The following is an 11,625-nucleotide window of genomic DNA, read 5'->3' on the forward strand; positions in this document are numbered from 1 at the left end:
CGTCGGCGGGTCGACCGGCCGGCGGCCTCCGACTATTTGGTTGACGCGTCATCATCATGAGAGGGTCAGTCGTTGAAGGGTCAACTAGCCCTGGTTCGGGCTGGCTGGAGGAGCCGTCGGCGATCTCGCTACGCTCTGTCCATGAACGCATCACCTCGCTGGCTGACCCCGGAGCAGCAGGCCGCCTGGAGCGGTTTCATCCGCATGCAGGAGCAGCTGATCGGGCGTCTCTCCCGGAAGATGCAGAGCGACTCGCGGATGTCCGCGTCGGACTACATCGTCCTGGCCAAGCTCACCGAAGCCGGCGGACGGATGCGCTTCATGGACCTGACCAAGCTGGTGGAGTGGGAGAAGAGCCGCATGTCCCACCAGGTCGGGCGGATGGCGAAGCGCGGACTGGTGGAGAAGGAAGAGTGTCCCGACGACGGGCGCGGAGCGTTCATCGTCGCCACCCCGGCCGGCTGCACGGCGATCGAAGAGGCCGCGCCCCTGCATGTCGAGCATGTTCGCCGGCTGTTCGTCGACGCCCTCACCAAGGACGAACTCGCCGCGATCGCCCTGATCTCGAACCGCGTCCTCGCGCATCTGGAGAAGCAGCCCGACTGACGGAGACATACGCGCGCAGCCCCGTCCACCGCCCCAGGTCCGGCAGCGGGTGGGCCGGCCAGTCGCGGGCGTACGACGGGGGCGGGACGCCGTCCGGCACCAGGATCGCGACCGGCCGGCGGAGCGCGGTCTCGACGAGTTCGTCCGGGGTGATGCTCCGGTTGGGGCCGGCGGGCTGGCGGGAGGCGCAGCCGGTGCGGAAGGCGACGCGGATCGACTCCGTACCGCTGACCACGCACGGCGGGCGGAGCCCCAGGGCGCGCAGTTCGGCCGCGACCCGCCCGAGGTCGGCCGCTTCTCGGCGTACCCGGTCGGCGGTGCTGTCGGCCAGCCGGTACTGGATCGCCAGGTGCGCGATCAGGGCCACGGCGACGAGCCCGACCACCAGCCGCCGCCCGCGCGGCCGGGGCCGGCACGCCCGGACCAGGCCGTACGCGACGGGCAGGGCGAGGAGCGCGTACGCGGGCAGCAGGAAACGCGGCGCCGCGTAGCCGACGGTGAACAGGTAGGGCGCCGCCAGTGCCGCGCCCACCACCGTCGCGAGCACCAGCGCCGTGCGGCGGCGGCCGCCGTCGCGGGCAGCGGCCCGCACACCCGCCGCCACGAGCAGGGGCAGCGCGAAGAACCACAGCGCGGCCGCCGGATACCGCCAGGGCACATCGCAGGGGCGGCACAGCGTCCGCCCGCCGAGGGCGCGGACATGGTCGTCGACGGCGAAGTACCAGCCCAGCCGGCCCTGGATCTCACTGGCGCGGTCCAGCCGGGCGGCGAGACCGCCGTACGAGAGGTACGCCTCGACGGCCCATGGGGCGCACCCGGCCGCCAGGCCCGCGCCGAGCGCGGCCAGTGGCAGCCCCCGCCGCCGGATCCGGGGCACCAGCGCTGCGGCTGCGAGCGGCAGGGCGAGCCACACCGCGTCCGTCGGCCGCATCAGCGCGGCGAACGCCACTCCGGCGGCCAGACCGGCGGCCGCCCACCGGTCTCCCGGGTCCCGCACGACCCGGAGGAAGCAGCCGACGGCGGCCAGCGCGCCGTAGGCGACCCACAGGTTGGGCATCGCCTGCGAGGCGTAGAACATGGTGATCCACAGACCGGCGAACAGCCCGCCCGCGACAGCGAGAACGGGCGCGGGCAGCAGCCGGCGCCACGCCCACAGCGCGAGGAACAGTCCGCAGCCCGCGAGCACGGCCAGACAGAGGCGCAGCGCCGTGACCGAGGTGGTCACGGCCGTGAGCGGAGCGACGAGCCAGGTGATGCCCCGGGCGCGCGGCGCGCTGAAGTAGGCCGCCGGTGCCTGGGGGCTCACCTGGCTGACGTACACCGTCTCGTCCCAGCCGAGCCCCGGAGCGATCAGCGTGAGATGGACGAGCGTGAAGGCGGCGGAGACGGCCGCGAGCAGCGGCAGCGGATTCCCCGGGGCGGCCCCGGCGGAGGGGGCGCGGCCCGCCCCGCCCGTCGTGCCGTGCGTACCGGGTCGAACCTCGTGGATCACGCCTCTGTCCCGCATGGCGGCCAGCCTGCAGGTGGGCGGCGGTCCCACCCGGCGCAACACGCGTTCCGGGCGGTTCCGAACGAGAACGGGCGTCTGGGACCGAGCCCGGGCGGATCCGGGCGGGGCCGAACGGGTGAGCCCCCTGCGGGCGCCGTCCGACCTGGCTAGCATCCGGAAGGGGGCAGCCCACCGATGGCTACGGAGGCCGTCATGCAGCAAGCACCCGCATCGCGTCGACTGTCGGTGAACCGCTCACGGCTCGGCCACAAGGTGCGGTACGCCCTGCGGCATCCCCGCCGTGTGGTGCCCCATCTGCGCCGCGCGGGCCGGGACGCGTGGCTGCGGCTGCGGCACCGGGGCGGCGGCCACATCGCGTACTACCGGGCCGTGATGGCGTCCGACACCGCGCGGAGCCCGGAGGCGGCGGTCGGCGGCGGCCCGTCGCGCGAACGCTGGCTCGCCATCGGGCAGATGCAGTTCGACTACCTGCGCGAGCACGGGCTCCAGCCGCACGACCGGCTGCTGGACATCGGCTGCGGCAACCTGCGCGCGGGCTGGCGGTTCATCGACCATCTGGAGCCGGGGCACTACCACGGGATCGACATCTCGCCGGACATCCTCATCGAGGCCAAGAGGACCCTTGTCCGGTACGGCCTCCAGGAGAAGCTGCCCTACCTGACGCCGGTCGACGACCTGACGCTGGACTTCCTCCCCGACGCCGCGTTCACGGTCGTCCACGCGCACAGCGTCTTCTCGCACTCGCCGCTGGAGGTCATCGACGAGTGCCTCGCCCACGTCGGCCGGATCCTCGCGCCCGGCGGCTTCTTCGACTTCACCTACGACCGCACGGAGGCGGGCGAGCACCAGGTCCTCGGCGAGGACTTCTACTACCGCACGGACACCCTCGTCCGGCTGGCCGCGCGGCACGGCCTGACCGCCCGTTTCATGGACGACTGGGAGCGGCTGCCGCACGGCCAGTCGAAACTCCGTGTGACCCACGCGGTGTGACCCACGCGGTGCGAGACGGCGCTCAGTCGACCGGCTCGCCCGGCTGGTCGTGGGTGGCGCAGTGGATGCCGCCGCCTCCGGTGGCGACGGTGTCGATCTCCACCGGGACGATGTCCCGCTTGGGGAGGTGCTCGTGCAGGATCCCCCGAGCCCGGTCGTCGGCCTTCCGGTCGCCGAAGCGGGGCATGTACACCGCGTCGTTGCCGATGGAGAAGTTCGCGTAGGTGGAGAGGAACCGGGACAACGGGGTCTCCGATCGTAAGCTTGCGCGGCCCGGGATCCGGGGCGGGGGCATCGTGCGAGGCGGGGTTCGCATCGGGGCCCGTCACCGGGGCGGGTTCGCGCGTTGTCCTGAGAACAGGGTGTATCCGGGAGCCGGTGAATCGCCTCCGCGACGAGGACGCGTACGGCTTTCACCTTCGCCGGTCTCGTCGGCGAGGGCGGCGCCATCGAACAGGACGGCGCCGGGACCCTCATGGCCACCCGCAGCAGTCTGGTGAACCGCAACCGCAACCCCGGAATGACCGAGCGCCAGGTGGAGTCGGCCATGCTGGCGGCGTACGGCGCCACCAAGGTCATCTGGTTCGACGGCGTCCGCGGCCAGGACATCACCGACAACCACGTCGACGCCACGTCCCGCTTTCTCGCCCCCGGTGAGGCCCTGGTGCAGATCCCCTCGCGTCCGACGACGACGCCTACGCCCGCGACGCGCGGCGGCAGTACAGCATCCTGTCCGCCTCGACCTCCGCCACCGGCATCCCGATGGACACCATGCGCCTCCAGGGCCCCGACTACGACCGGATCCGTTCCGGCGACCCCGACTTCCTCGCCTCCTACGCCAACTACTACCTCTGCAACGGCGCGGTCGTCTGCGCCCACTTCGGCGACCAGCGGGCGGACGCGGCGGTGAAGACGACACTGGCCCGCCTCTACCCGGACCGCGCGATCGAACAGCTGAACATCGACCGCCCTGAGGCCGTGGCCGGAGTGTCCGCCCCGGCGCACGGGCTCCCTTCGCCGGCTCAGGCGCCGGACCGCTGCGGGGAGCGGAGCGCCAGGCACCGCCGGGCGGTGGAGAAGGTCGCCAAGGCCGGGCTCAACCGCAGTATTCTTGACGCGGGTTGGGGGTGTTCCTGGGCATCCTCGCGCAGAAGGCTGAAAGCGCCGCTCGTGTATTGATCCCGGTCGACCCTCGCAACACCTCCCGCACCTGCCCCGCACGCGGGCACGTGGACGGCGGGAACCGCGACGGCGAAAAGTTCCAGTGCACCTCATGCCGGCACATCGACCACGCCGACCGTGTGGGCGCCTGGAACGTCGCGCTCAGGGCCGGGCTGGTCCTTCCCGACGTGGCACAGCCACCGACAGGAGAAGCCCCCCGGGATTATCCGGGGGAGGAGTCACGTCCTGCACAAGGGGCGCCTCGCGGAGTCCGGCACGCACGAGGAGCTGATGGCGCGGGGCGGCCGGTACGCGACGATGTACCGGGCGCAGGCGCGCCAGTACCGGCTGACGGGCTCGGTGTCGGCGCCCCGACCGGGGGACTCGTCCGGCACGCCGGACGAGGAGCGGGCCGCACCCGCGTGACGGCTCGTCCGGCTGGGACACCCGCCCGGGCCGGGCGGGTGTCCCAGCCTCATCGCCCCCCGTCGCCGCGCCCCGCGAACGCCGTGATCCGCTCCCGCAAGGCCGCGCGGGTCCAGGCCGTGGGCAGCCAGGTGCTCCGGGATCGTGCCGTAGCGGCGCAGCTCCGCGCGGGCCGTGCCCAGCCCCAGCACCCGGTGCGCCACCTCCGCCAGGGCGTCGTTCGCGGCGGCCGTGGAGGTGCCCGCGAGGTAGGGCTCGACGAGGACGACGTCCGCCGCGGCCCGGTCGCCGACCGCCGCGCGGAGCCCGGCGGCGTCGAGGGGGCGCACGGCGTCGCGTACAGGACGGTCGCGTCCAGGCCCTCCGTCGCCGTGAGGACGTCGTCCAGCACCGGGCCGACGGCCACCACGACCGGCCCGCCCCCGCTGTCGCGCACGGTCAGGAAGCGGGTGCCGTCGACCGGCCGCGGGGTCTCGTTGGGCTGCATCGACAGCCGTACGTACACCCGGTCCTCGCCCGTCACGGCCGCCCGCAGCAGGGCCTCCGCCTCGTCGGGGTGGCCGGGGACATGGACCGTCCAGCCGTCCAGGGTGTCGAGGAGGGCCACATCGCCCGGGGGTGAGTTCTGTCGTGGTCATGGCTCCACCGGGCAACCTCGACCAAGCTTGAGGTCAAGCGCTCGCCCGTGTGGTCGAGTGCCGCGCGCCCCGGTGAAACGGGTTCGTGACCACCGGCCCGAGTGCGGTATGGTTCTCGTGCGCGTTCGGCCGGGGGAAACCCCAGGTCACGGGCACCGGGACGTGGCGCAGCTTGGTAGCGCACTTGACTGGGGGTCAAGGGGTCGCAGGTTCAAATCCTGTCGTCCCGACTCGTGAGAGTCGCAGCTGAGGGCCGGGTCGGAGATCATCCGACCCGGCCCTCACGCATGTCCGTCAGATGATGGGCCCCGGCGGCGGGAGCGTGTCCCAGGACAGGTCGGCGCCGTCGGCGGACAGCGACTGCTCGGCCCAGATGACCTTGCCCTCCGGGGTGTACCGGGTACCCCAGTGCTCGCTCAGCTGTGCGACCAGGAACAGCCCGCGGCCGCCCTCGTCCGTGGAGGCTGCGTACCGCAGGTGCGGGGCGGTACTGCTGGCGTCCCACACCTCGCAGGTCAGCTTGCGGTCGTGGAGCAGACGGACGCGCACCGGCGCGGTGCCGTACCGCAGCGCGTTGGTGACCAGCTCGCTGAGGATCAGCTCCGTGGTGAAGACGAGCTCCGCCAGGCCCCAGCGGGTGAGCTGCTCCGCCGCGAGGCCGCGCACGACCCCCACCTCGCTCGGGTCGGACGGCACGTCCCACTGGACGACGCGGTCGGGGTCCAGGACCCGGGTACGGGCGACGAGCAGGGCGATGTCGTCGGCCGGCCGGCCGGGGAGCAGCGCGTCGAGCACGGCACGGCAGCTCGCCTCCGGGTCCCGGCCGGGATGGCCGAGCGCCGTCCGCAGCCGTTCCAGGCCGACGCCGATGTCCTGGTTCCGCTCCTCGACCAGCCCGTCGGTGTACAGGGCCAGCAGGCTGCCTTCCGCGAGACGCAGCTCCGTGGTCTCGAAGGGCATGCCGCCCAGTCCCAGCGGGGGACCGGCCGGCAGCTCGCAGATCGTGGTGGTGCCGTCCGGCGCGACGACGAGCGGCGGCATGTGCCCCGCCCGGGCCATGACACAGAGCTGGGAGACCGGGTCGTAGACGGCGTAGAGGCAGGTCGCGCCCATGACACCGCCGCCCGGGGGCGCTGCCCTCCTGGTCCATGCGCTGGACGAGGTTGTCGAGACGGGCGAGGAGTTCGTCGGGCGGCAGGTCCAGGGAGGAGAAGTTGTGCACCGCCGTGCGCAACCGCCCCATCGTGGCGGCGGCGTGCAGACCGTGTCCCACGACGTCCCCGACGACCAGCCCCACGCGGCTGCCCGGCAGCGGGATCACGTCGAACCAGTCCCCGCCCACCCCGGACTGGGCCGGCTGGTAGAAGTGCGCGACGTCCACGGCGCTCTGCTCCGGCAGGTCGTGCGGCAGCAGGCTGCGCTGCAGGGTGACGGCGAGATGGTGCTCACGGGTGTAGCGGCGGGCGTTGTCCATGGTGATCGCGGCGCGTCCGACGAGTTCCTCGGCCAGGGACAGGTCGTCCTCGTCGAAAGGTTCCGGCTTCTCCGAACGCCAGAAGTTCACCACCCCGAGGACCACCCCCCGGGCCTTCAGCGGAGCCGCGATGAGGGAGTGGATGCCGTAGCCGACGATCGCCGAGGCGCGCGGCGGGTCCTGGGCGTGCCAGCCGGGCGCCTCGGCGAGATCCGGTACGAGTTCGGCCGTGCCCGTGCCGTAGCCGCGGGCCTGCGGAGTGGACGGCAGGAAGTCGATCAGGGTGCCCAGCGGATACAGGGGATGGTCCGGGCGGATGCCGCTCACCGCCGTGCGCCGCATGTCGGCGTCGGGCCCCGGCTCCTCCCCGTAGAGCACCGGGTCGGCCAGGTCGACGGTGACGAAGTCCGCGAACCGGGGGACGGCGACCTCGGCCAGTTCCTCCGCGGTGCGCACCACGTCCAGGCTGGTGCCGATCTCGCCCCCGGCGTCGTAGAGCAGCCTGAGCCGTCTGCGGGCCGTCTCCGCCCGGCTGCTCAGGAGTTGCATCTCGGTGGAGTCGCGGATGGTGACCGCGGCCCCCTGGGGGCGGCCCCGGGGCCGGGTGGGCCGCTGGTTCACGACGAGCAGCCGGTCCCCGGCGTCCACCACCTCGTCGGTCGTCTCCCGGCCGGAGAGGAGCAGTTCCGCCATGCGGTGGTCCATGTCCACCTGGTCGACGGGACGGCCCTCGGCATCGCCCGGCAGGCCGAGCAGCCGGCTCGCCTCGTCGTTCGCCAGGAGCAGCCGCCCGCTGTCGTCGGTGATCAGGACCCCTTCCCGCACGGCGTGGAGGACCGCGTCGTGGTGCTCGTACATGCGGGTCATCTCCTGCGTGCCGAGCCCGTGGGTCTGGCGGCGCAGCCGTCTGCTGATGAGCGCGGAGCCGACGGTGGCGAGGGCCAGACCGGTGCCGGTCGCCAGGAGGATGACCGGGAGCTGACGGTCGGCCACGCCCGTCACGCTCTCCACCGTCAGACCCGCGGAGACGAGCCCGACGACCTCGCCCGTCGGTGAGGTGACCGGCACGATCGCCTGGATCTCCTTGCCGAGCGGCCCGTCCACGCTCTCGGTGTGCACACGGCCGGCGAGCGAGGGCTCGATCGTGCCGACGAACCGCTTGCCGATGCGGTCCGGCTGGGGGTGGCTGTAGCGGATGCCGCTGGTGTCCATCACCACCAGGAAGTCCACCCCCGCTGCTCTGCGCGTCCGCTCGGCGAGGGGCTGGAGGACCGCGGAGGGGTCCGGCGACCTGAGCGTCTCCTGCAGGCCCGGGGCGTGCGCGAAGGTCTCCGCCACGGCGACCGACCGGTTGCGCGCCTCCTGGTCGAGGTCGTACCGGGACTGCAGCACCAGGGCCAGCAGCGCTCCGGAGGCGAGCAGCACCACGATCGCCACCTGAAGGACGAAGACCTGCCCGGCGACGCTCGTGAAGCGTCTGCCTAGGTTCGACCGCACCGGTGGGCCGGGCGGGAGAGGCGGGAGGAGCTCATCTCCCCAGTTGTAGCACCTTCGCCTGTGCCGCCCGGGGGCGTGCACGCTGTGTGCCCCGGGCACCGCGCCGAGTCGCCCCTCCCCGTTCCCGGCCCCGGCTAAATGTTGCGTACACCTCACCTGCGGAAGCTGTTCAGGCGGTGGCCCGGCCCGCCAAGCTGATCGGCGCGCCCGGGATCACCGGGCGCCCTTTCCGATCCGGCTCGGGAACACGACGTTGACGGTTGACGCAGCGAACGGAGAACACTCGTGATTGTCGGAGTCCTCAAGGAAGAACGGCCAGGTGAGAGCCGCGTCGCGGCCACACCGGCCACCGTCCAACAGATCCGCGGACTGGGCTACGAGGTGGTCGTCGACCCCGGCGCGGGCGTCGCGGCCGGATTCACCGACGAGGCGTACGAGGCCGCCGGAGCGAGTACGGGTGACGCCGTGACGGCGGACGTGGTGCTCGGGGTCAACGCTCCCGCTCCGTCGCAGCTGGACCGGGTCCGGCCGGAGGCGACGGTGATCGCCCTGTTCGCACCGGTCTTCGACCAGGCGATGGTGGACGATCTGACCCGCCGGCCGTTCACGGCCCTGTCGGTCGACGCCGTACCCCGTATCAGCCGGGCCCAGTCGATGGACGTGCTGTCCTCGATGGCGAACATCGCGGGCTACCGGGCCGTCATCGAGGCCGCGCACGAATTCGGCCGCTTCTTCACCGGCCAGGTGACCGCGGCGGGCAAGGTGCCGCCGGCCAGGGTGCTGGTGGCGGGCGCCGGCGTCGCGGGTCTCGCGGCGATCGGCGCGGCGGGCTCGCTCGGGGCGGTCGTGCGGGCGACCGACCCCCGGCCCGAGGTGGCCGACCAGGTCCGGTCGCTGGGAGGCGAGTACCTCTCCATCGAGTCCCCCGAGGCGGAGGTCTCGAAGACCGGCTACGCGAAGGAGATGGGCGACGACTACCGGGCGCGCGAGGCCGAGCTCTACGCCGCCCAGTGCCGCGAGGCCGACATCGTCATCACCACCGCGCTGATCCCCGGACGCCCCGCGCCGACGCTGATCACCGCCGCGATGGTGGCGAGCATGAAGCCGGGTTCGGTGATCGTCGACATGGCCGCCGCCAACGGAGGCAACGTCGAGGGAACCGTACGCGGCGAGAAGATCCGCACCGGCAACGGCGTGACGATCATCGGGTACACCGACCTCGCGGGCCGGCTCCCGGCGCAGGCGTCGCAGCTGTACGGCACCAACCTGGTGAACCTGCTGAAGCTGATGACACCCGGGAAGGACGGGAGCCTCGTCCTCGACTGGGACGATCCGGTGCAGCGCTCGGTCACCGTCGTGCGCCGGGGCGAGCCGGCCTGGCCGCCGCCGCCCGTCGAGGTGTCGGCGGCGCCGGCCCCGGGGCCCGCGGCGAAGCCGGTGCCGCCCGCGCCGGAGAAGCCGGAGACGACACCCGGGCGGAAGTTCGGCGGCGTGGCGATCGGCGCCCTGGCGCTCTTCCTGATCGCCGCGTTCGCGCCGGCGGCGATCCTGCCCCATGTGACGGTCTTCGTGCTCGCGATCGTGATCGGCTACTACGTCATCGGGCATGTGCACCACGCCCTGCACACACCCCTGATGTCCGTCACGAACGCCATCTCGGGGATCGTCGTCGTCGGCGCGATCCTGCAGACCGGGCACACCAGCGCCGCGGTCACGGCGCTGTCGACGGTGGCGATCCTCCTGGCCAGTATCAATGTCTTCGGCGGCTTCGCGGTGACGCGTCGCATGCTCGCCATGTTCAACCGGAGCTGACATGTCTACGACTATCGCCGCCCAGGCGGCCTACCTTGTCGCCGCGCTGCTGTTCATCCTCGCGCTGGCAGGACTCTCCCGGCACGAATCGGCCCGGCTGGGCAACGCCTTCGGCATGCTCGGCATGGGCGTCGCCCTTCTCGCCTCGGTCGTCCTCGCGGTGGACGGCGACATCGGCGGCGCCGCCCTCGGCCTGATGGCCGCCGCGATGCTGACCGGCGCGCTCATCGGCCTCCAGCGGGCACGCGGCGTCGAGATGACCGGCATGCCCGAGCTGATCGCCCTGCTGCACTCCTTCGTGGGCCTGGCGGCCGTGCTGGTGAGCTGGAACGGATTCCTCGGCGTCGAGCACGATCCCGACGGCCCGGAGGCCGCCGCCCTGGACGCGCTCGGCACCCTGGGCATCCACCACGCGGAGGTGTTCATCGGCCTGTTCATCGGCGGAGTGACCTTCACCGGTTCGGTCGTGGCCTATCTGAAGCTGGCGGCGAAGATCGACTCCAAGCCGCTGGTGCTGCCGGGCAAGAACGCCCTCAACCTCGGCGCCCTGGTCCTCTTCGTCGCCCTGACGGTGTGGTTCGTGATCACCCCGGGCCCGGGGCTGATGATCACCGTGACGGTCCTGGCGCTCGCGCTGGGCTGGCACCTGGTGGCCTCGATCGGCGGCGGGGACATGCCGGTCGTGGTCTCCATGCTCAACAGCTACTCGGGCTGGGCCGCGGCCGCCTCGGGCTTCCTGCTCAGCAACGACCTGCTGATCGTCACCGGCGCTCTGGTCGGCTCCTCGGGCGCCTACCTGAGCTACATCATGTGCAAGGCGATGAACCGCTCCTTCGTCTCCGTCATCGCCGGGGGCTTCGGTATCGAGGCGCCCACGGGCTCGGAAGCCGAGTACGGCGAGCACACGGAGATCACGGCCGCGTCCGCCGCCGAACTGCTGGGCGCGGCACGGTCGGTGGTCATCACCCCCGGATACGGCATGGCCGTCGCCCAGGCGCAGTACCCGGTCGCCGAGCTGACCTCGAAGCTGCGTGCCCGGGGTGTCGACGTCCGGTTCGGCATCCACCCCGTGGCCGGCCGCCTGCCCGGACACATGAACGTGCTCCTCGCCGAGGCCAAGGTCCCCTACGACCTCGTCCTCGAAATGGACGAGGTCAACGGAGACTTCGCCGAGACCGACGTCGTCCTCGTCATCGGGGCCAACGACACGGTGAACCCGGCCGGCGCCGAGGACCCGGCCAGCCCGATCGCCGGCATGCCGGTGCTCACCGTGTGGGAGGCCGGCAAGGTGATCGTGTTCAAGCGCTCGATGGCCTCCGGGTACGCGGGCGTGCAGAACCCGCTCTTCTTCCGGGAGAACACCTCGATGCTCTTCGGCGACGCGAAGGCCCGGGTCGAGGACATCGTCGGAGCGCTCTGAGAAAGTGTTGGGTAAGCCGTTGATCACTCGTGGTTGAGGTCTTCGGTGAGGCGTCGGGCTGCTTCGGTCTCGATGGGGCCGTGCGGCTCGA

Annotated in this window: 6 protein-coding genes, 1 tRNA gene and 6 pseudogenes; 9 read left to right on the plus strand and 4 right to left on the minus strand. The window is 72.3% G+C overall.

Annotated features, from left to right (window positions below):
• Window positions 1-141 precede the first annotated feature (141 nt).
• Complete coding sequence (locus ABZ457_RS23495) at window positions 142-606, plus strand: MarR family winged helix-turn-helix transcriptional regulator (protein WP_359160411.1); 465 nt, start codon at window positions 142-144, stop codon at window positions 604-606.
• Here the strand turns inward: ABZ457_RS23495 and ABZ457_RS23500 are convergent.
• Window positions 530-2,113 (minus strand): hypothetical protein, encoded by a 1,584-nt coding sequence (locus tag ABZ457_RS23500; RefSeq protein WP_359160414.1) that lies wholly within the window; start codon window positions 2,111-2,113, stop codon window positions 530-532. The genes ABZ457_RS23495 and ABZ457_RS23500 overlap by 77 nt on opposite strands.
• Before the next feature lie 195 nt (window positions 2,114-2,308).
• Here ABZ457_RS23500 and ABZ457_RS23505 point away from each other — a divergent pair, with 195 nt between their 5' ends.
• The gene (locus ABZ457_RS23505; RefSeq protein ID WP_359160417.1) at window positions 2,309-3,106 is read left to right on the plus strand and encodes a class I SAM-dependent methyltransferase; all 798 of its coding nucleotides are present in this window, start codon (window positions 2,309-2,311) and stop codon (window positions 3,104-3,106) included.
• A gap of 22 nt (window positions 3,107-3,128) precedes the next feature.
• Here ABZ457_RS23505 and ABZ457_RS23510 read toward each other — a convergent pair.
• Window positions 3,129-3,341, minus strand: a pseudogene (locus ABZ457_RS23510) (agmatine deiminase family protein); the annotation flags it as partial.
• A gap of 213 nt (window positions 3,342-3,554) precedes the next feature.
• Between ABZ457_RS23510 and ABZ457_RS23515 the strand changes: the two are divergent.
• The 4 genes and pseudogenes from ABZ457_RS23515 to ABZ457_RS23530 all read left to right on the plus strand — a co-directional run.
• Window positions 3,555-3,728, plus strand: a pseudogene (locus ABZ457_RS23515) (agmatine deiminase family protein); the annotation flags it as partial.
• A gap of 107 nt (window positions 3,729-3,835) precedes the next feature.
• Window positions 3,836-4,285 (plus strand): agmatine deiminase family protein, encoded by a 450-nt coding sequence (locus ABZ457_RS23520; protein ID WP_359160436.1) that lies wholly within the window; start codon window positions 3,836-3,838, stop codon window positions 4,283-4,285.
• Window positions 4,234-4,374: pseudogene (locus ABZ457_RS23525) on the plus strand (zinc ribbon domain-containing protein); the annotation flags it as partial. The gene ABZ457_RS23520 and the pseudogene ABZ457_RS23525, both read left to right, overlap by 52 nt.
• Window positions 4,375-4,504: 130 nt before the next feature.
• Window positions 4,505-4,693 (plus strand): annotated as a pseudogene (locus tag ABZ457_RS23530) (hypothetical protein); the annotation flags it as partial.
• Between the two features lie 49 nt (window positions 4,694-4,742).
• On the opposite strand, the pseudogene ABZ457_RS23535 reads toward ABZ457_RS23530, so the two are convergent.
• Window positions 4,743-5,309, minus strand: a pseudogene (locus ABZ457_RS23535) (transketolase); the annotation flags it as partial.
• A 178-nt stretch (window positions 5,310-5,487) separates the two neighbouring features.
• Between ABZ457_RS23535 and ABZ457_RS23540 the strand changes: the two are divergent.
• Window positions 5,488-5,561, plus strand: a tRNA-Pro gene (locus tag ABZ457_RS23540).
• Window positions 5,562-5,625: 64 nt separating this feature from the next.
• Here the strand turns inward: ABZ457_RS23540 and ABZ457_RS23545 are convergent.
• A pseudogene (locus tag ABZ457_RS23545) lies at window positions 5,626-8,302 on the minus strand (SpoIIE family protein phosphatase).
• A gap of 285 nt (window positions 8,303-8,587) precedes the next feature.
• Here ABZ457_RS23545 and ABZ457_RS23550 point away from each other — a divergent pair.
• The gene (locus tag ABZ457_RS23550; protein ID WP_359160420.1) at window positions 8,588-10,114 is read left to right on the plus strand and encodes a Re/Si-specific NAD(P)(+) transhydrogenase subunit alpha; all 1,527 of its coding nucleotides are present in this window, start codon (window positions 8,588-8,590) and stop codon (window positions 10,112-10,114) included.
• A gap of 1 nt (window position 10,115) precedes the next feature.
• A complete protein-coding gene (gene pntB / locus ABZ457_RS23555) occupies window positions 10,116-11,534 on the plus strand; it encodes a Re/Si-specific NAD(P)(+) transhydrogenase subunit beta (RefSeq protein ID WP_359160424.1) in 1,419 nt (472 codons plus the stop codon).
• Window positions 11,535-11,625: the final 91 nt, after the last annotated feature.

The organism is Streptomyces sp. NPDC005805, from assembly GCF_040630445.1.
Taxonomy (GTDB): Bacteria; Actinomycetota; Actinomycetes; order Streptomycetales; family Streptomycetaceae; genus Streptomyces.

Bases quoted from the DNA above. Each gene is read 5' to 3' on its own strand.
- ABZ457_RS23495 (WP_359160411.1), top strand. From the start codon at position 142: ATGAACGCATCACCTCGCTGGCTGACCCCGGAGCAGCAGGCCGCCTGG.
- ABZ457_RS23500 (WP_359160414.1), bottom strand. From the start codon at position 2,113: ATGCGGGACAGAGGCGTGATCCACGAGGTTCGACCCGGTACGCACGGC.
- ABZ457_RS23505 (WP_359160417.1), top strand. From the start codon at position 2,309: ATGCAGCAAGCACCCGCATCGCGTCGACTGTCGGTGAACCGCTCACGG.
- pntB (WP_359160424.1), top strand. From the start codon at position 10,116: ATGTCTACGACTATCGCCGCCCAGGCGGCCTACCTTGTCGCCGCGCTG.